Origin of the sequence: Halosolutus halophilus, assembly GCF_022869805.1 — an archaeon.
In the GTDB taxonomy this organism is placed as follows: Archaea; Halobacteriota; Halobacteria; order Halobacteriales; family Natrialbaceae; genus Halosolutus; species Halosolutus halophilus.
Genome location: NZ_CP094974.1, coordinates 2,687,040 through 2,705,800, shown reverse-complemented (window position 1 = coordinate 2,705,800; position 18,761 = coordinate 2,687,040). Strand labels below are relative to the sequence as shown.

Sequence of the window (18,761 nt, the reverse complement as noted above, 5' to 3'; positions counted from 1 at the left end):
GACGGGGATCTAGACCCGTGCACGAGGTCACGTTTCGCCTGTCGGGGACGGACGGCTACGCCGCGGTAACGGACGCTCTCGCCGTCGAGATCGCGCTCTGGTGCAACGACCACGCCGACCTGTTGCGCGTCCGCGGACCGCCGACCGACGTCGATCGGGTCTGCGATCGCGTCGACGCGATCGCTGGCGTCGACGACGCGCTGGTCGACGGCGGACGCGCCGTCGTCGTCACGGACGCGTGCGTTCGCGGCGCGGACGAACCGACGGTCGACGCTCACCTCGCCGCCACCGGCTGCGTCCTCCTCCCGCCGTTGCGGTACGAGGACGGAAACCGGTGGTGTCGCGTGCTCGCCCTGTCGGCCGATCGGCTCACGGCGCTGTACCGGTCGCTGCAGGCCGAGTTCGACGTGACCGTCGCCGAGAAGCGATCGCTCGAACCGGGAATCGACGGGGCCGCCACCGAGTCCCCGCTCGGTCTCGAACGGGTCCTGCCGTCGCTCACGCGCAGACAGCGACAGGTGTTCACGCTGGCCGTCGAGCGCGGCTACTACCGGTCCCCCCGGGAGACGTCGATGGAAGCCATCGCCGACACCGTCGGGATCGATCGGCGGACGGCGGAGGAGCACCGCCGCCGCGCGGAGGCGAAACTCGTCGACGCCGTCGTCGAGTACTATCGTCGACACTGACGGCCCGATCGCACTGATTCCGTCTCCGATCGTCGACGGCGGTTGCTATTCGCGTGGTTCGAATCGTCCGGTAGAACGCAACCGAGTACGTCGCGTAGAACGCGCCGACGGTCGCGACGAGAGACGCGACCCCACCCAGGACGAGTAGCGGCAATGGGAGTTCGGGAACGGCCAGTCCGGAGAAGAGGTCGTCGTCGCCGTCGTCTCTCCGTTCGGTCTCTTCCGTGTTGCCGCTCGATCGAGACCACCCGGCGACGAACTCGTTCGGCACGGGTCTCTCCGGAGATCCGTCGCCGTTCAGGCAGCCGTGATAGTCACGGAATCTTAAAAGTCACCTATGTGAACCCGAGCACCGATCCGACCGACCTCTCATCGTTCGAGTGAGAATGGTGCACCGACGCAGGCGACGGCCGACGGAGGGTGGCTGGAGGTGACCGGCGCGTGTCAGTGAACGCGCCGGTCGACGCGCTCTTCGCGGGGTCGAACGGCCGGTACTACACCGAGTGGCAGGTGCGTAGACGACTCAGTGCCGGGAACTGGAAACGCTGCATTCGACAGCGATCGCCGGACCGTCGGCTCGTCGGAACCGGGGACGGTGCCCTGCTCTTGCTCGTCCCGATCGAGCCGGACGAACTGCCCGCGTGGGCGGAGATTCGCGTCGCCGGGCGGGGTGCGCGCGTGGTCGATACGCGGCGTCCGATTCCGAAGTGACGACCCGAACACGTCACCACACTCGCCGCGGTCCGCAAACGCTTTTCAGCGATCGGTCTCACCGTACGAGTATGACCGTCGAACACGGTGCGGGTGCGGCGCTGCTCGCGGTGCGCTGTGACGCGCTCGCCGGACCGGCCGGCGACGCACCCGCGGCGGACCGGCTGGCCGACGTCCTCGCCGTGTTCGACCCCGACCTCGTCACCGTCGTCCGCGACGGGGTGGACGTCCGGACCGTCAGCCGACTTCGTCGGACGTTCGACGGGCCGGTGCTCGATCCCGGCGGCTCCGCGTCGGTTCGATCGGAGACCGTCGGCGGCGTGACGGTCGGCTTCGCCTCGCGACTCGCTGCGCTCTCGGACGCCGCGCCGGGCGCTGGCACCGAGGCCGGGACCGGCGTCCTCACCGACGCCGACTACGTCGTCTGCGACGGCCTCGAGACGAGGGCCGACGAGGTCGCCATGGAAGCCGCCCTCGAGGGTCGCGACGCGATCGCCCGCTACCAGGCCCGATCGACGACCGAGACGACGTTCCTCACGGGATCGCTCCCGGCGAATTACGAGCACGTGTGGACGGCAACTGCAGACGGCCGGGACGTTCGACTCCCCGTGCGCGGACTCGGTCCGATTCGGCGATCGGGCGCGCCGGAACTGGCCCGTCTCACGTGCACCGCCGGCGGTTCCGTCTCGGTCACGTCCGTCCCGGCGGACCGGTTCGGCTTGCAGGCCGTAGACGGGGTCGGGCCGACGACGGCGCGACGACTCCGCGAAGCGGGGTACGACTCCCGGGCGGCCGTCGCCGACGCGTCGCCGGACGAGTTGCGATCGGTTCGAGGCGTCGGCGACGCGACGGCGCGAACGATGCGTGCCAGCGCCCGGGCGCTCGCCGAGGGACGGGTCGTTCGCCGCACGTCGGAACCCGTTCCGCCGGCGGATCGAGAACCGCTGTTCCTCGACGTCGAGACGGACGGCCTGTCGCCGACGGTCATTCCGCTGCTCGGCGTCTACGACCCGGAACGCGACGCGTACGTGGACTTCGTCGACACAGACCCGTCGCGGGAGGATCCCGGGACGGCGACGCGGGCGTTCCTCGAGTGGCTGGCCGCCGAGTACGATCGCCCCGCGCTCGTGACCTGGAACGGCTACGAGTTCGACTACGAGCACCTCGATCGGTTCGTGACCCGCTACGCGCCCGCGTTCGCCGAGTACTGGCAGGAGGACGTGGTCAAGTACGATTGCTACGACTGGGCCGTTCGGCAGGACCACGCGCACTTGCCCGGCCGAACGAACCGGCTCGAGGACGTCGCGGGCGCGATCGGCTGTGAGCGCGAGGGCCCCGCCGGCACGATCGACGGGGCGACGTTCGCCCGGCGGCTCCGCCGATCGATCGAGTCGCCGGAACCGATCGAGATCGACTGGGAGGCGGCCAGACGGTACTGCGAGGCCGACGTGCGCGAACTGGCGGCGGTCTACGACGCGGTCGCGGCCGCCGAACCGGCGAGCGACGAGCAGGCTGGCGATCGGTCGACGGGGGCGGCCGAGGACGACGAATCGACGCAGGCAGCACTGGGTGACTTCTGACGATGGGCGACGAGAACTGGACTCGCGGGCGGGCCGAATCGGCCACCGACGACGGACTCGCACTGTCCGCCGACGAGTTGCGGGAGACGTATCCCTCGCGTCGCTATCGAGGTCAGATCGACGAGCGAATCACGATCCCGGCGCAGGCGGCCAGTCACGTCCCGGCCGCCGAGGTACTGCCGCCGGACCTCGCGTCACGGCTCGGGTTCGACCTCTGGAGCCACCAGGCCGACGCCCTGGACGCGCTCGGGAACGGCGAGAACGTCTGCGTGGCGACCTCGACCTCGTCGGGGAAGACGTACGTCTACGCGCTCCACGTCGCGCGGCGGTACCTCGAGGACCCCGAGACGCGGGCGCTGATCGTCTACCCCACGAAGGCGCTCAGCCGGGATCAGGAACGCGAACTGAACGACCTGCTCCGGGGGACGCTCGACCTGGACGTCACCGTCGGCGTCTACGACGGTGACACGAAAAGCGACGAGAAGCGTCGCATTCGCGAGGAAGCGAACGTCGTCATCACGAACTTCGCCGGGCTGAACCAGTACCTGGAGGGTCACCACAGATGGGCCACGTTCCACGCCAACTGCGACCTGATCGTCGTCGACGAGGCCCACTCGTGGACGGGACTCGGCGGGATGCACGCCGCGTGGATCCTCCGGCGGACCCACCGGATCGTCGGCTGGTACGGCGGTGACCCCCAGTACGTGCTGACCTCGGCGACGATCGGGAACCCCGCCGACCACGCCCGGGAACTCACGGGCGACCCGGCGACGGTGATCGACGCGGACGGATCGCCGCAGGGAAAACGCGATCTCGTGTTCTGGGATCCGCCCGCGACGGACGGAGGCGGGACCGGAACCGGCGCCACGACGGACGACGGTACCGCCGACGGCTGGGAGACGATCTCGAAACGCCCCGCGACCGTCGAAGCGCCCGAGGTGTGGGCCCACCTCTGCTACCACGGCGTCCCCTCGTTGCTGTTTTGCGGGTCCCGAAAGGGGACCGAATTGGCCGTCGATCGGGCCGAGTCGTTCCTCGCGGAGTCGAGGCTGCCCTACCAGGGAGCGGCCGCGCTCGCCCCGTACAACGCCGGTCACGGCAAGCAGTCGCGCCGGGCGACCGAGAACCGCCTGAAGGGGGGCCGCCTCGACGGGGTGGCGACGACGAGCGCCCTCGAGGTCGGGATCAACGTCGGCGGCGTCGACGGCACCGTGCTGCAGGGGTATCCCGGCTCCAGACAGTCGTTCTGGCAGCGGATCGGGCGCTCCGGCCGGGACGAGCGCGACGCCCTCTCGGTGTTCGTCCCCAGCCACGCGACGCTCGACCGGTACATCCTCGAGCACCCCGAGTACGTCCTCGAGGAGGACCACGAGAGCGCCGTCGTCGACCTCGAGAACAATCCCGTCTACAGGCAGCACGTCAACTGCGCCGCCCAGGAACTCCCGCTCACCGAGGCGGACGCCGATCGGTTCGGCGGGCGGGAGCGACTCGAACGCGCGGTCGAGTTCGGTCGCCGACTGGGTGACCTCGAGGGCTCGCTGGCCGGCGGCGTCACCTACGCCCACCGCGATCGACCCCAGGACGAGGTGAGTCTCTACGCCTCGGGCGGCGACACGTTCGAAGTCCGCCTCGTGGGGGAGGAGTCGATCGATCACGAACCGATCGGGCGCGACCGGGCCTACCGGGACTATCACGAGGGCGCGATCGTGCGGTTCCAGGGCGAGCAGTACGAGGTCGTCGCCCTCCGCGAGGACCGCCCGCAGCCGGTCGTCGAACTCGAGCGCGTCGACGTGGACTACTACACCCAGTCACAGGGACAGGTGCGGATCTACGACACCGAGGTTCGGGAATCCCGAGCGGTCGGCCCGTTCCGGCTCAACTACGGCTACGGCACGGTGACGATCCACTACGGGACGTACATGCGACGCGAGGTCGGTTCGGGCGACGTTCGCGCGGTCGGACTCGAGACCGGCGTGGGACCGCTCGAGATGCGCACGCAACTGTGCTGGGCCGAGGTTCCCGACGACGTCGAACGCGCGGTCCGGGTCGCCCACAGCGACTATCACAACGACGAGTGCGACGAGATCCCGCCCCGCCTGCACGGCTACCTCGGCGGGATCCACGCCATCGAGCACGCGATGATCGCCGTCGCACCCCTCGAGTTGAACGTGGACGCCGCCGACCTGGGCGGCCTCGCGACCAACCGACTCCCCGAAACGCCCGAGACCAGCGGCTGGTTCATCTACGACGCGATCGAGGGTGGCGTCGGGTTCGCCCGGAGCATCTACGACGAGTACGAGGCCGTCGCGCGGCGCGCTCGCGAACTGATGGTCGACTGCTCCTGTGGTCGCGACGAGGGCTGTCCGGCGTGTCTGATGGACGATCGGTGTGGAAACGACAACCGGCCACTGTACGCGCCCGCCGCGACGGACGTAATCGGCGCCCTGCTGGGCGATCGCGACCCCGAAGTCGACGGTTCCGAGACTGACGACTCCGGGACGGGACAGCGACGACCGCCTGCTTCGATCTCCTAGTCCTCGCCTGCGTCGTCTCCGTCCACGTTCTCGGCGTCGTCGGCTCCGTCTGCGTCATCGTTCCCGCCAGCAGCCAGTTCCTCCGGATCGACTTCGCCCGCGAGGAACCGTTCGCCCAGGTCGGTGACCTCGTACATCCCGATCACGGGTTTGTTCAGCAATCCGTGTTTGGCGAGTTCGCGACACCGCGTGGCAACTTCCGGGCCCCGCAGGGGAACGTCCTCCGCGACGTGGTCGGGAGAGAAGACGTCCTCGGACTGCAGCAGTTCGAGTATCTCATCGTCTCCGTAGTTCATCCAGTCGGGTAGCTCCTCGTCCATACGGTCGTCTTTCTCGCGAACCACCGTTTGTGTGTCGTCTCACACCGCCACTCCAGGGGGATCTTTCGTAACGGACCGGAATCGACCGTTCTCGACGGCGTGGTCGAACGGGTGCGATCGCAGGGCCAAGGCTTGTGACTCGTTCCGGGAAACAAAGCGGGTATGGATTCGAAACGTCCGGACGTCCGTGTGGACGATCGACCCGACGAGGAAGGACGCGTCACTCACACTTCCGACGAATCGGACCGCTCGCTGGTCGACCGCCTTCTCTCGTATCTGCGACCGTGACCGGAATACCCGATCGCGTGCGCGTTGCTGGAACCGATACCTGTCGACGTCGTCGGGGGACTACGCCCCGTCGAGGAGGCCGAGTTCCTCGGCGACGAGATCGGCGATTCGATCCGCGACGTCGGGATCGACCCTCGCGACTTCGTCCCCGTCGTGGAGCTGGTCGTTGTGGCGATCGATCGCGTCGGCCACGTCCGCGAGCGGGACGCGGGACGTCGTCTCGCAGTCGGGACAGTGGATGGGCACCGCTGGCTCGCTGTCGTCGTGATCGGCTGGCGGGGTCATCTGTCGACTCTCTCGTGGCGAGCGTCAAATTCTCACTGGTTCGTCCCACCGTGCTTCGTCGGCTCGTTCTCGTAGCTCGTTCGATCGGGACGACACCGGATCACGGACCGCGCCGGATCTCGGATCGCGTTCTCGTTCGACACCGACGAGCGGCGACGAACGAGACTGCCACAGGCCACGGCGGAGCGGCGACGAGTGATCCGTCACCGACGCGTCGCGAGGAGACCAGCGATCGCCAGGACGGCGATCGCGACGGCCGCGCCGAAGCCGGGGAGCCCGTCGCTATCGTCGTCGGAGTCGTCGGTCTCGACGTCAGCGTCGTCCGTCGACTCGTTTCCGTCGTCCGTCGACGCGTTCTCGTCGCTTTCGTCGTCACTCTCGTCGTCGAATTCGAACGTGGCCGGATCGCGATCGAGTTGGAGGACGACGACGACCTGCCCGTGGGTGTCGTCGGTCCGATAGGTCCACTCGCCGCCGACCTCCTCGTAGGACTCGGCGGCCTCGGTCGGATCGATGTCGGAGTCCCAGCCCTCGCCGCCCGGTTGCTGCTGGATGTAGCCCACGACCTCGATGTCGTCGGCGTAGTCGCCCTCGATCTGGGCCTCGCCGTACTCGATCGTGGCGTTTTCGGGCTGGCCGTGCATCTCGATGCAGTGGCTGTCCATGTAGCCGTCGCCCTGCGGCAGGTCGCTCGTGCCGAACTGGTCGGCGTCGAGTGGCTGCTCGTAGCCGTCGGTAAGCGGGTACTCGACGGTCATCGGATCGGCGTGAGGATGCCACTCGAGTTCCTCGCCTGTCGGTATCGTCACGGTCGTGTTCGGGACGGTCTCGCCGACGATCGAGTCGCCGGCCTCGTTGAGCAGCGTCACGCAGATTTTCCCGGAGCCATCCCCGAGGTAGGGGTCCCGGTACTCGTCGCGGGGATTGACGTAGCTGATCCAGGTGTCGTCGTTCGCGACCGCCTCGAAGTACTCGTCGCCCTCCTCGGGCGCGGGTTCGACGTACGCCTCTTCCGTGACGTTTTCCTGCATCGTCGCGGTCGTCACGCGATCCGAACTCGTCGTCTGGCTGCCGACGGCGGCGGGCGTTCCCGTGACGGACCCCACCACGAGGAGGCCACAGAAGAGGACCGCACCGAGTGCGGCGAGACCGCGTCCGTCGATCGGCCGGGGAAGTCGGGATCCCACCATGATTACGCCTCCTCGGGAGCGTCACGATTCGGCCCTCCTCGGTCGCCGATTCGGGTTGTCGAACCGTACGACCACGCGACTGACCGTGTCGTGGGAGTGTCTGCGAGCGATTCGATTCGCGTGACCGTCGTTCGATCGTTCGGTGCCGATGACTGTCGTGGACTTGGACTGGTCATCTCTCCGAACGTCCGGAATCATCGGTGTATACTATGAGCCACGTACTGGGGCGTAAAGGCCGTCTACCTGGGAATACGCCGATTTAGGCGCTCGCTATGGCACGGTAGGTGTCGACAACTCGCGACCGCTCTCCGACCCCTCTGGAAGCGACCCGCGATCGAGCGGCGAGGACGGGCGGCGGGCTTGCCTGGACACGCCCAACCGATTTCCCACGGGCGATCCTACGGTCGGTAATGCTCCCACTGGCTGGTGTCGACGAGCAGCAGTCGTCGAACCGGACGTCGCCGTCTCCCTCGATCCGGAACCACCTTCGAGACATCGCCGTGATCGTCGGCTTCGTCGGCGTCACGTACGCCGTGCTCCGGTACCTCGAATTTCGCGAAAACGACCGCCCGCTGTCGGAGACGACCACCGATCGCATCGAGGAGACCGTGGCGATCGACGGGTGAGAGCAACGGATCGGGCGGCGAAGAGGGGGACCGCTCGGCAGCCGAATCCGACGTCGAAAGCGTGCTCGATCGTGCCGGGAACGTGGCCCTTATCCGCCGTTCACCCCTAGACCCGCCGATGACCGACGGGGACGTCGCGGCCTTCACGCACCTCGGATCGACGGTTCGCGGGGCGCTCTCCGAACGCGGGTTTTCGACGCCGACCGCACCACAGCGACTGGCGATTCCGCCGCTCGCGGCGGGCGAGAACACCCTCGTGATCGCGCCCACCGGGAGTGGCAAGACCGAGACGGCGATGTTGCCGGTCTTCGATCACCTCGTTGCGGACGACGGGCCGCCCGAAGGATTCGGCGCGCTATACGTCACCCCGCTGCGGGCGCTCAACCGCGACATGCGCGAGCGCCTGGAGTGGTGGGGTGACTACCTCGATCTGGACGTCGACGTGCGTCACGGCGACACCACCCAGTACCAGCGGGGCAAGCAGGCCGAGAACCCACCGGACGTCCTCGTGACGACGCCGGAGACGCTGCAGGCGATGCTCACCGGCGAGCGACTGCGCGAGGCGCTTTCGGACGTCTCTCACGTCGTGATCGACGAGGTTCACGAACTCGCGGCGTCGAAACGCGGGGCCCAGCTTTCGATCGGGCTCGAACGGCTTCGCGACCTCGCCGGCGGGATGCAGCGGATCGGCCTCTCCGCGACGGTCGGCGAACCGCGGGCGGTCGCGAACTTCCTCACCGGCGGCCGCGCGTGCGAGATCCGCGAGATCGACGTCGGAAGTAACGTCGACGTCACCGTTCGTCGGCCCGAAATCACCGAGGAGGACGAGGGATTGGCGGGCAAACTGATGACCGACGCCTCGACGGCCAGTCACGTCCGCCTGATACGGGACCTCGTCGCGGACCACGAGTCGACCCTGATCTTCGTCAACACTCGCCAGACGGCCGAGGCGCTCGGCTCCCGGTTCAAAGAACTCGACCTCCCGATCGGCGTCCACCACGGGTCGCTCTCGAAGGAGGCCCGGATCGACGTCGAGGACCGGTTCAAAGCGGGCGAACTCGACGGACTGCTCTGTACGTCCTCGATGGAACTGGGTATCGACGTCGGCCGCGTCGATCACGTGATCCAGTACCAGAGCCCGCGACAGGTCACGCGCCTGCTTCAACGGATCGGCCGTGCGGGTCACCGCCAGGACGAGGTCTCGAGCGGGACGATCGTGACGACCCGTCCCGACGACACGTTCGAGGCGCTGGCGATCGCCCGCCGCGCTCGCGCCGGGGAGGTCGAACCCGCGGCGATCCACGAGGGCAGTCTCGACGTCGTCGCGAACCAGTTGCCGGCGATCGTCCAGAGCCGCGGTGCGACGCACGTGAGCGAGGCCGTGGAGACGATCACGCGGGCCGCTCCCTTCCGGGACGTTCGCGAGGGGACGATCCGCGAGGTCCTGTCGGAACTGCACCGCAACCGGATCGTCTGGTTCGACGAGGACGCCGATCGGCTCGAGACGACCGGCGGGACGTGGCAGTACGTCTACGCGAACCTCTCGATGATCCCCGACGAGGAGACCTACGAGGTCCACGACATCGCATCGAGCACCCAGATCGGGACCTTGGACGAGCGATTCGTCGTCAACTTCGCCCAGCCGGGCGAGGTGTTCGTCCAGCGCGGCGAGATGTGGCGGATCGCCGAGATCGACGACGACGAGGCGACGGTGAAAGTGAGCCCGATCGAGGACCCGGGCGGCGAGGTGCCGTCGTGGATCGGCCAGGAGATTCCCGTCCCCGCCGCGGTCGCGGGCGAGGTCGGGGAGATCCGCGGGGTCGCGGAACCGCAGTTACGGGCGGGCGCGGACGCTGCGGCCGTCGGGCGGGAACTCTCGGGGCGGTATCCAGCCGACGAGTACACGATCACCGACGCCTGCGAGCAACTCGAACGGCAGGTCGACGGCGACCTCGCGATGCCCACCGCGGATCGGCTCGTTCTCGAACGGCAGGGCCGAACCGTCGTCCTGAACGCTCCCTTCGGCCACAAGACCAACGAGACCCTCGGCCGCGTGCTCTCCGCGCTGCTCGGTCAGCGCGCCGGTGGCTCGGTCGGACTCGAGATCGATCCCTACCGCATCGAACTCGAGGTGCCGAGTTCGATCGCGACCAGCGACGTCCGTGCGGTGCTCGACGACACCGACCCGGATCACGTCGAGACGATCGTCGAACTCGGACTCAAGCGATCGGACGCGCTCGCGTTTCGCCTGACGCAGGTCTCGGCGAAGTTCGGCGCGCTCAAACGGTGGCAGGGCTCGGGTCGCCTGTCCAACGAGCGCCTGCTCTCGGCGCTGGAAGAGACGCCGATGTACGAGGAGGCGATCCGCGAGGTGTTCCACGAGGATCTCGACGTCGAGGGTGCGCGTCGCGTGCTCGAGCGACTCCAGTCCGGAGACCTGGACCTGGTGTCCGAACGCGGCCGGACGCCGATCGGCCGGGGCGGCCGGTCCTCGGGCAAGGAACTGCTCGCGCCGGAGAACGCCGACGCGAGCGTCATCGAGACGGTCCGGGAGCGGCTCCAGAACGATCGGGTCGTCCTGCTCTGTACCCACTGCAAGGACTGGAAGGTCACGACGAAAGTCAAGCGCGTGCCCGATCAGCCCGAGTGCCCCGAGTGCGGCTCGACCCGGATCGCGTCGCTGAACCCCTGGGCTGACGAGGTCGTCCAGGCGGTCCGCGCCGAGGAAAAAGACGAGGAACAGGAACGGATGACCGAACGCGCCTTCCGGGCCGCGAGCCTCGTCCAGAGCCACGGCAAGCAGGCGGTGATCGCGATGGCCGCCCGCGGCGTCGGCCCCCACAACGCCGCGCGGATCATCAGCAAACTCCGGGAGAACGAGGACGACTTTTACCGGGACATCCTCTCGCAGGAACGCGAGTACGCGCGGACCCAGTCGTTCTGGGACTGAACCGATACCCGTAATAACCCTGTCCCCAATTCCCGCGTTCGAGCACTGTACCAGCACGCTTACGCGGACGGCGGCCCGACGATCACGTGCGGTTCCACGTATTCACCTCTTCCGTACCCTTCCACCTCTTTCGGGCCGCCACGGCCCGTTTCGTCACGTCACTCCCCCTTCGAAGCTGTCGCTATCGGTAATCGATGCGTCGGGACGGATCGGTGATGGGGTGCCCGCTGGCCCGATCCGAGCACCGTAACGGCCATACGACTTCCCGTCGTTGCCTCGGACATGAACTTCGCGCCGGGGGCCTGGAAGTACGCCATCCCGCCCCTGCTCGCCGCACCTTTCGCGCTGTTCATCAGCGCTACTGCCGGTCTCGTGACGGCCGCGCTCGGCGTCGCCACGCTCGCGTTCTTCCGCGACCCCGATCGGACGCCGCCGCCGACGGGCGTCGTCGCGCCCTGCGACGGGAACGTCTCGGTCCTCCGCGAGGAGGGCGATCGGGTCCGGCTTGGGATCTTCATGAACGTCTGGCACGTCCACGTCGTCCGCGCGCCCGTCGACGCGACCGTGACCGACGTCGAACACGTCTCCGGGGCGAATCGCCCCGCGTTCTCGAAGGAATCCGATCGGAACGAACGGGTCCACGTTCGCGTGGCGACCGAGGACGACGCCCTCGCTGCCGTGTCGGCTGACGACAGTACCGACGACTCCGAACCCGCCGACGAGTCCGATTCGGCGGGTGCAGCGGCGGTCCCCCCGCACGATGCCACGATTACGCTCATCGCCGGCGCGTTCGCCCGCCGTATCCATCCCTACGTCGAGGCCGACGAGAGTCTCGATCGGGGCCAGCGGATCGGCCACATCGCGTTCGGCAGCCGCGTCGACGTGCTGTTCCCGCCGTCGGTGGAGATCGAGGATATCGCGGTCGATATCGGTGACTCGATGACTGCCGGGGAGTCGGTGATTCTCGAGACGGATGCGGAACTCCAGTTCGACGTCGAAAGGGAGGACGTCGAGTCGACGGATTCGACCACGGAGACGTCGAGGTCGACCAACGGGTCCGACGACGCGGCGTCCTGATCGGTTCTCGCTGCGCGGCGAACGGCTACGCGGCGACCGGCCGCGCAGCTCAGTCCGAAGCGTCGACGCTCGATCGCGCGTCCTCGAGGTGACGGCGCTCGATCACTACCTCGTCGGCTTTCTCGTTCGCTCGCTCCGGATCGTACTCGCTTGCGACCTCGCGGATCGCGTTCATCGAGGCGGTCCTGACGAGGGCCTCGAGGTCGGCTCCCGTGTAGCCCTCGAGTTCGGCGGCCAACTGGTCGAGTTCGACGTCGTCCGCGAGCGGCTTCCCCCGGGTGTGGACTTCGAGGATCTTCTCGCGGGCCTCGCGATCGGGTTCGGCGACGAGCACGTGGGTGTCGAGCCGGCCGGGTCGGAGGAGGGCGGGATCGATCTGGTCCTTGCGATTCGTCGCTGCCAGCACGACGAGGTTCGGGTTCTCCCGCATTCCGTCCAGTTCCGTCAGCAACTGCGAGACGACCCGTTCGGTCACCTCGTTGCCCTCGCCGCGGGCGGAGGTGATGGCGTCGATTTCGTCGAAGAAGACGATCGACGGGGCGGCCTGTCTGGCGCGTTCGAACACCTTTCGAATGGCCTTCTCGCTCTCGCCGACGTACCGATCGATGATCTCCGGGCCGTCGACGCGGACGAAGTTGACGTCCGTCTCGCCGGCGAGTGCGCGGGCGAGCAGCGTCTTGCCGGTTCCCGGTGGCCCGTACAGCAGGACGCCCGAGGGTGGGTCGGTGTTGGTCTCCTCGAAGAGCCGATCGTAGGTCAGCGGCCACTCGACCGACTCCTGGAGGGTCCCCTTGGCGTCCTCGAGTCCGCCGACGTCCGAGAAGTCCGTCGTCGGTGACTCGGCGACGTATTCGCGCATCGCCGAGGGCTCGACGGATGCGAGCGCACTGTCGAAGTGTGCTTTCGTGACCTTCGGATCGCGGTCCCACGTCTCGCGTTCGTCTGCGTCCGTCGGCCGGGTCCGGATCGCGGCCATCCCGGCCTCGCTGGCGACCGCGTCCAGGTCCGCGCCGACGAACCCGTGGGTCCGCCTCGCGATCCCGTCGATGCTGACGTCCTCCGCGAGCGGCATGCCGCGGGTGTGGACCTCGAGAATCTCCTTGCGACCCGTCTCGTCGGGAACGCCGATCTGAATCTCGCGGTCGAACCGTCCGCCGCGACGGAGGGCGGGATCGATCGTGTCGACCCGGTTCGTCGCCCCGATGACGATCACCTCGCCGCGGGGATCGAGCCCGTCCATCAGGGTCAGCAACTGGCCGACGATCCGGTTCTCGGCGTCGCCGTCGTCGTCCCGGGTCCCCGCGATCGAGTCGATTTCGTCGAAGAAGACGATCGCCGGCGCGTTCTCGTGGGCCCGCTCGAACGTCTCCCGAAGCTGTTCTTCGGACTCGCCCTTGTACTTCGACATGATCTCCGGCCCGGAGATCGTCTCGAAGTAAGCGTCGACCTCGTTGGCGACCGCCCGCGCGATCAGCGTCTTGCCGGTTCCCGGTGGCCCGTACAGCAGGACGCCCGAGGGCGGATCGACGCCCAGCCGCTGGAACAGTTCCGGCTCCGACAGCGGGAGTTCGATCATCTCCCGAACGAGTTCCAGTTCCTCGTCCAGTCCGCCGATGTCCTCGTAGGTCGGTCCCGACGCGGGTGCTCGATCGCCGGTCGTTCCCGGCTCCGCCCGCTGGCTCGAATCGTCACCGGCGTCGCCGCTCGTCGGCGACGTCTTCCCCGCGTTCGTCGCCGACTCCTGTTCGGCACCGACGACGCGAACCGTCGTCGCACTCGTGATCCGGACGTCACCCGTGGGCGTCGTGTCGACGACCCTGAACGCTTCCTGTGCGAAGCCGTCGATGCGGATCTGCTCGCCGGCTCGAACGGGACGGTTCCGGAGGTGTTTCGTCGCCTCGCGTTCGGCGACCTTCCGCTGGCTATCCGAGAGCGAGGGCGGCGGTGACAGCGTCACGCGATCGGCCTCGCTGATGGCCGACTGTTCCGCCGCGCGGACGGTGACGGTATCGCCGACGTGGACGCCGGCGTTCGCGCGCGTATCACCGTCGATCTGGACGACGTTCTCGGGCACGGACGAGTCCGCCGGCCACATCTTGGCGACCGTTCGCTGATCGCCCTCGATGACGACCGTATCGCCGCTCAACACACCTAGCTGTCGTCGGGCGAGTTCCGGGATGCGAGCGACGCCACGGCCGGCGTCTCGCTTCTCGGCCGCGCGGACCGAAAGCGTCACGCCGTCCGATTCCGACTGACTCATATGGGCGTAGTTGCCGCTCTGTCGTCTTGAGAATTGTCCCACCCTGTCCTCTCGAGAATTGTCCCGCGAAAGCGACGAGTCGGGGGCTCGTCGCCTGTCAATCGTTGGAAGCCCTCTCCGCTGGACGAGCCGGATTGCGCGGTCGCTATCCGGTAGACGGGTCGGACGTGGAGGCGAGAGCGGTGGTGGCCTATTCCCTCGCGCAGTCACACTGCAGTGTGCATCCTTGCTTACCACATCGACGAAAATGAATGTTTGTGTGTTTTACCGGAATTGAGGCGGGAGTGCTCCCCTCGAAGAACGAAGTGAGCGAGTGGGGAGGGGACGAACCGCTGCACGCCGATCCCGCGGAGCGACTGGACCACCACATCGCCGATCATCGCCGGCATCCAACTACGCCCGATACGAATACCCCAACCGACCCGATACCGCCGACAGCGTCCGGTCGGTAACTCGGTTCTACTGGCCGTTCGAGCCCACGACTGTCACCGCGTCCGACTCGACGATCGGTCGCGTCACGACGCTCCCGTGGCGAGTGCCGGATCCCGACGGCCCGTGCCGGAGAAACGCCTTTGAGTGTCCGTGTGAATCCACTCGTATGGTGGTCCAGACCGAACGTGACGACGCCACCTGGTACGAGTGTGAAACCTGCGGCCTGCTCTTCGACGAGCAGTCGGACGCGGCGGAACACGAGAAGCACTGCGACGGATCCGATCCGTCGTACATCCAGTGAGGGTCAGCCCAGGCGATCGCGGTGTTCGGCGGCGAGTTCCCGGGCCCCCTCGCGGGTGTGCGTTTCCGTCCAGCGGACCTGCACGCCGTCGCCGTAGGCCAGGGCGGTCTTGAGTTCATCGCGCAACACGCCGTGATCGATCGACTGTACCGTGCCACTGCCGTCACCGAGTTCGTAGACGCCGGGTCGATCGGGCGCGCTCGCGACGGTCTCCCGGTCGAGGTCGCGCCACGGTTTCTGAAGCGGCATCGGGTCAGTCCCCGCTGTCTTCGTCGACGGCGTCGTCCTCGCCCCTCTCGTCTCCCTCATCTTCCGCGACGAGTTCGTACGCGTGCTCGCTCATCTCGTCCTCGGCGAACACGAAGACTCGCCCGTCGACGGCCGACGGATCCGCCTCCACGCGGATCGAGTAGGCCTCGGTCGAGACGGTGATTCCCGGGAAGAGTTCCTCCTCGTCGTCGCCTGCGAGCATGACGCGGCCGACGCCGGTCGACTCGAGGATGTCGTCGTGCGTGTTGCGATCGTTGACGTAGGTCATGACACCCTCGACGCCGTCGGGATCGGTGACGAGGACGTGGACCTCCTTTCCGGGTGGCGTCGTGATCGCGCCGGCGACGGGTTCGGGCGGGCCGTGGTAGAACACCTCCCGCCCGTCGAGGTACTGGACGACGACGCCACCGTCCACGAGATCGACGCCGATCGTACTGGGTGCGACGTTGCTACGCGCGCTCATAGGACGACGTTCGATCGGATCGGGGAAAAGCGACCGGTTTCGACTTCCGATCCCGGCGTCACCGGCCAGAACCGCGTCGACCGTCAGCCGTAAATACGCGCCCTGAGACGTTTCGGTATGGACGGCCGCGCCGTCGCCCCCGCAGCCGGGACGGTCCTCAACGCGCTCGCGACCGGCACCGGTTCGGCGTTCGCGATCGATCTCGAGACGACTGCTACGGTAGCCCTCACCGACGACGGCGACGTCGCCGGCGAAATCGCCGACCAACCCGGGGCTGACGCGACGCTCATAGAGCGCTGTGCCGCGCTGACGATCGCCGAGTACGCCGACGTCGCCGGCGTCGATCCCGATCGCACGGGCGCGCGAGTTCGAACGGACAGCGAGGTCCCGATAGCCTCCGGCCTGAAGAGTTCCAGCGCCGCGGCCAACGCGACCGTGCTCGCGACGCTCGACGCGCTCGGCGTCGCAGACGGCGTCGATCGCGTGGACGCCTGCAAACTGGGCGTCCGGGCGGCCCGCGAGGCCGGCGTGACGGTGACCGGCGCGTTCGACGACGCCAGCGCGAGCATGCTCGGCGGCGTCACGGTCACCGACAATACGACCGACGAACTGCTCGCTCGCGAGTCGATCGACTGGCACGCACTCGTCTACACGCCGCCGGAGCAATCGTTCAGCGCCGACGCCGACGTCGACGCCTGCAAACGGATCGCTCCGATGGCCGACCTGGTCGAAGAACTCGCGCTCGACGGCCGGTACGGCGAGGCGATGACCGTCAACGGATTCGCCTTCAGTGGCGCACTCGGATTTCCGACGGGGCCGATGATCGACGCCCTCCCCGACGTGACGGGCGTCTCGCTCTCCGGCACGGGCCCGAGTTACGTCGCCGTCGGCGATCGGCCGACGCTGGAAACCGTCAGGAAGCGGTGGAACGAACGGGACGGAACGACACGATTACTTCGCACTCGAACGGACGGGACACGAACGACATGACTGGAGACGATATTACGAACGGGACCGCCGACTCGAATCGCACGCCAGAGGAGATGAGCCTCGACGAACTTCGCGAAGAGATCCAGACGATCGACCGCGAGATCGTCGAACTGATCGCCCAGCGCACCTACGTGGCGGATACGATCGCGCAGGTCAAAGACGAACGAGATCTTCCGACGACGGACGAACAGCAGGAACAGCAGGTGATGGACCGGGCCGGCCACAACGCCGAACAGTTCGACGTCGACGCCAACCTCGTGAAGGCGATCTTTCGCCTGTTGATCGAACTGAACAAAGTAGAGCAGCGGGAGAATCGATAGCAACTACTTCAGCGGAAGATCCCCACTAGTACGACCGTACCTCGAGGTCATCGACACGGTTGAAATATTTAGTGTTTCTCGTGATAATTCCGAGCCTTCAGTCGATCGTAGGCTTCTTCGTCAAGTGAAATCGTTTTCGTCGCCATCGTAGTACACAGTACTACGTGCACGGTTAAAGCCCAGGAGATACGTCACGCTCGTCGCAGACGATAGACAACAGATCGGGAAAGCGGCAAAGTACACAGAACAGTGTAACGTGAGTTATAGGCCTGAACAAGGTCGAGCAGCGCGAGAATTGATACCATATGACACAGCTATTTCTGCGTTATTCATCGGCCGGTTCTAGCGGAACCCGCTCTACCTTGATGTCTTCATAGTCGTTCCCCAATGAGAGCACATCCATACCACGCGTTTCCGCAGTCGCGGCGTGGAACGCGTCGAACGATGTCATCCCCTCGTCGTAGTAGTTGACAGCTTTCAGGACGATTTGTCGCTCTTCTTCGTCCCGTACAGGGACGAGTTCGAGCAGGTTTGCCACGAGTGAGGCGTGCTCGAACTCGTACCGTTCTCGGGCGAGAAGCAGTTCGAGATAGGAAAATGCCGACGTTTCGACGTCGTATTCGTCGAGTTCGTCCTCCGCCGATTGCTGCAACCAGTCCGAGTCCTTAGCGAGCGCGAGTAGAAAGTCGGTTTCAACGTACACTGTCATCTATCGGTCCCCGTCTCGCGGGCTTCAGCTTTCGCTTCCGCTTCAATGCCTGCTCGAATATGAGAGAGTCCATGCTGGATTTCATCTCTCTCAACAAAGTTGAACAACGGAGCAATAGGCGGTCGGAATCGTCGTCTTCAGTTCCCGCATTTAGAGATCAGCGACCGAAGATCTTCCGGCTGCTGGTCACTTGGTTCACTGTTGGATAGTCGCGGCTTCCTGGTGATGCCGACGACACGTTATCACCCGTAGTAGATTGGAGATAGTAACCCGTTCACTAACGATGGTGATTCCCTCATTCCAGGTTCACTGGTCGTTATCATCCGCAGAAACAGGAGGCAGTGTCGCAGTGAATAGCCAAAATTCTACGACTGCCTGAATACGGTCCGCGAACTCGTCCGGATCGACGGGTTTGAGAAGGTACGCGTTAGCGTACGCCTCGTACGCCCTGATCAGGTCATCTTCGGACTCTGATCCCGTCAGTACGACCACCGGAATCCGCTTCAGGCGCGGGTCGGACTTGATCTCCTCGAGCACGGTTTGCCCACTGGCTGCCGGTAGATTCAAATCTAGGAGAACGAGTTCGGGTCGAGGGGTCTCCGCGAATTCGTCGCGCCGGTAGAGCCAGTCGAGCGCCTCTTCCCCCGTTTGTACGGAATGTAATTCGCCCAGAAGATCTCGATCTTCGAACACCTGCTCGATCAAGTGGATATCGCCGTGGTTGTCCTCAACCAGCAGAATATCGATATTATCCATAGCGGTTTGTGCT

At 66.5% G+C, this 18,761-nt stretch carries 19 protein-coding genes; 11 read left to right on the top strand and 8 right to left on the bottom strand.

Annotated elements, in window-relative coordinates:
- Nucleotides 1-17 precede the first annotated feature (17 nt).
- From MUG98_RS13205 to MUG98_RS13190, 4 genes are all read left to right on the top strand, one after another.
- A complete protein-coding gene (locus MUG98_RS13205) occupies nucleotides 18-686 on the top strand; it encodes a helix-turn-helix domain-containing protein (protein ID WP_265107914.1) in 669 nt (222 codons plus the stop codon).
- A gap of 441 nt (nucleotides 687-1,127) precedes the next feature.
- Nucleotides 1,128-1,397: a hypothetical protein gene (locus MUG98_RS13200; RefSeq protein ID WP_320443078.1), complete on the top strand. Its 270-nt coding sequence runs from the start codon at nucleotides 1,128-1,130 to the stop codon at nucleotides 1,395-1,397.
- 71 nt (nucleotides 1,398-1,468) lie between these two features.
- Nucleotides 1,469-2,977 carry a ribonuclease H-like domain-containing protein gene (locus MUG98_RS13195; protein ID WP_265107913.1) on the top strand — a complete coding sequence of 503 codons (1,509 nt, stop codon included), beginning with the start codon at nucleotides 1,469-1,471 and terminating at the stop codon, nucleotides 2,975-2,977.
- A gap of 2 nt (nucleotides 2,978-2,979) precedes the next feature.
- Nucleotides 2,980-5,511, top strand: a complete 2,532-nt coding sequence (locus MUG98_RS13190) for a DEAD/DEAH box helicase (RefSeq protein WP_265107912.1) — start codon at nucleotides 2,980-2,982, stop codon at nucleotides 5,509-5,511.
- On the opposite strand, the gene MUG98_RS13185 is transcribed toward MUG98_RS13190, so the two are convergent.
- On the bottom strand, nucleotides 5,508-5,831 hold the full coding sequence (locus MUG98_RS13185; protein WP_265107911.1) for a hypothetical protein: 324 nt from the start codon (nucleotides 5,829-5,831) through the stop codon (nucleotides 5,508-5,510). The two genes, MUG98_RS13190 and MUG98_RS13185, sit on opposite strands and share 4 nt — an antisense overlap.
- 162 nt (nucleotides 5,832-5,993) lie before the next feature.
- Between MUG98_RS13185 and MUG98_RS13180 the strand changes: the two genes are divergently transcribed.
- Nucleotides 5,994-6,119, top strand: coding sequence for a hypothetical protein (locus MUG98_RS13180; RefSeq protein ID WP_265107910.1), 126 nt, complete (start codon nucleotides 5,994-5,996; stop codon nucleotides 6,117-6,119).
- A gap of 60 nt (nucleotides 6,120-6,179) precedes the next feature.
- Here the strand turns inward: MUG98_RS13180 and MUG98_RS13175 are convergent, their stop codons facing one another.
- The gene (locus MUG98_RS13175; RefSeq protein WP_265107909.1) at nucleotides 6,180-6,404 is read right to left on the bottom strand and encodes a DUF8149 family protein; all 225 of its coding nucleotides are present in this window, start codon (nucleotides 6,402-6,404) and stop codon (nucleotides 6,180-6,182) included.
- A 203-nt stretch (nucleotides 6,405-6,607) separates the two neighbouring features.
- Nucleotides 6,608-7,594 carry a PGF-CTERM sorting domain-containing protein gene (locus tag MUG98_RS13170; protein ID WP_265107908.1) on the bottom strand — a complete coding sequence of 329 codons (987 nt, stop codon included), beginning with the start codon at nucleotides 7,592-7,594 and terminating at the stop codon, nucleotides 6,608-6,610.
- 410 nt (nucleotides 7,595-8,004) lie between these two features.
- Here MUG98_RS13170 and MUG98_RS13165 point away from each other — a divergent pair, with 410 nt between their 5' ends.
- From MUG98_RS13165 to MUG98_RS13155, 3 genes are all read left to right on the top strand, one after another.
- Nucleotides 8,005-8,220, top strand: coding sequence for a hypothetical protein (locus tag MUG98_RS13165; protein ID WP_265107907.1), 216 nt, complete (start codon nucleotides 8,005-8,007; stop codon nucleotides 8,218-8,220).
- 118 nt (nucleotides 8,221-8,338) lie between these two features.
- Complete coding sequence (locus tag MUG98_RS13160) at nucleotides 8,339-11,170, top strand: DEAD/DEAH box helicase (protein WP_265107906.1); 2,832 nt, start codon at nucleotides 8,339-8,341, stop codon at nucleotides 11,168-11,170.
- A 282-nt stretch (nucleotides 11,171-11,452) separates the two neighbouring features.
- On the top strand, nucleotides 11,453-12,247 hold the full coding sequence (locus MUG98_RS13155) for a protein sorting system archaetidylserine decarboxylase (RefSeq protein WP_265107905.1): 795 nt from the start codon (nucleotides 11,453-11,455) through the stop codon (nucleotides 12,245-12,247).
- 49 nt (nucleotides 12,248-12,296) lie between these two features.
- Here MUG98_RS13155 and MUG98_RS13150 read toward each other — a convergent pair whose 3' ends face one another.
- Nucleotides 12,297-14,507, bottom strand: a complete 2,211-nt coding sequence (locus tag MUG98_RS13150; protein ID WP_265107904.1) for an AAA family ATPase — start codon at nucleotides 14,505-14,507, stop codon at nucleotides 12,297-12,299.
- Nucleotides 14,508-15,105: 598 nt separating this feature from the next.
- On the opposite strand from MUG98_RS13150, the gene MUG98_RS13145 reads away from it, so the two are divergent.
- Nucleotides 15,106-15,240, top strand: a complete 135-nt coding sequence (locus MUG98_RS13145; protein WP_265107903.1) for a DUF7128 family protein — start codon at nucleotides 15,106-15,108, stop codon at nucleotides 15,238-15,240.
- 3 nt (nucleotides 15,241-15,243) lie between these two features.
- On the opposite strand, the gene MUG98_RS13140 is transcribed toward MUG98_RS13145, so the two are convergent.
- Nucleotides 15,244-15,489 carry a DUF7508 domain-containing protein gene (locus MUG98_RS13140; RefSeq protein ID WP_265107902.1) on the bottom strand — a complete coding sequence of 82 codons (246 nt, stop codon included), beginning with the start codon at nucleotides 15,487-15,489 and terminating at the stop codon, nucleotides 15,244-15,246.
- Nucleotides 15,490-15,493: 4 nt separating this feature from the next.
- Entirely contained in the window at nucleotides 15,494-15,973 is a 480-nt protein-coding gene (locus tag MUG98_RS13135; protein ID WP_265107901.1) for a DUF5796 family protein, read from the bottom strand.
- 117 nt (nucleotides 15,974-16,090) lie between these two features.
- On the opposite strand from MUG98_RS13135, the gene MUG98_RS13130 reads away from it, so the two are divergent.
- Nucleotides 16,091-16,963 carry a shikimate kinase gene (locus tag MUG98_RS13130; RefSeq protein ID WP_265107900.1) on the top strand — a complete coding sequence of 291 codons (873 nt, stop codon included), beginning with the start codon at nucleotides 16,091-16,093 and terminating at the stop codon, nucleotides 16,961-16,963.
- On the top strand, nucleotides 16,960-17,283 hold the full coding sequence (locus MUG98_RS13125) for a chorismate mutase (RefSeq protein ID WP_265107899.1): 324 nt from the start codon (nucleotides 16,960-16,962) through the stop codon (nucleotides 17,281-17,283). Before MUG98_RS13130 ends, MUG98_RS13125 begins: the two co-directional genes overlap by 4 nt.
- Nucleotides 17,284-17,608: 325 nt before the next feature.
- Here MUG98_RS13125 and MUG98_RS13120 read toward each other — a convergent pair whose 3' ends face one another.
- Both MUG98_RS13120 and MUG98_RS13115 read right to left on the bottom strand, forming a co-directional pair.
- Nucleotides 17,609-17,992 (bottom strand): PIN domain-containing protein, encoded by a 384-nt coding sequence (locus MUG98_RS13120; RefSeq protein ID WP_265107898.1) that lies wholly within the window; start codon nucleotides 17,990-17,992, stop codon nucleotides 17,609-17,611.
- 306 nt (nucleotides 17,993-18,298) lie between these two features.
- A complete protein-coding gene (locus MUG98_RS13115) occupies nucleotides 18,299-18,748 on the bottom strand; it encodes a response regulator (RefSeq protein ID WP_265107897.1) in 450 nt (149 codons plus the stop codon).
- Nucleotides 18,749-18,761 lie beyond the last annotated feature (13 nt).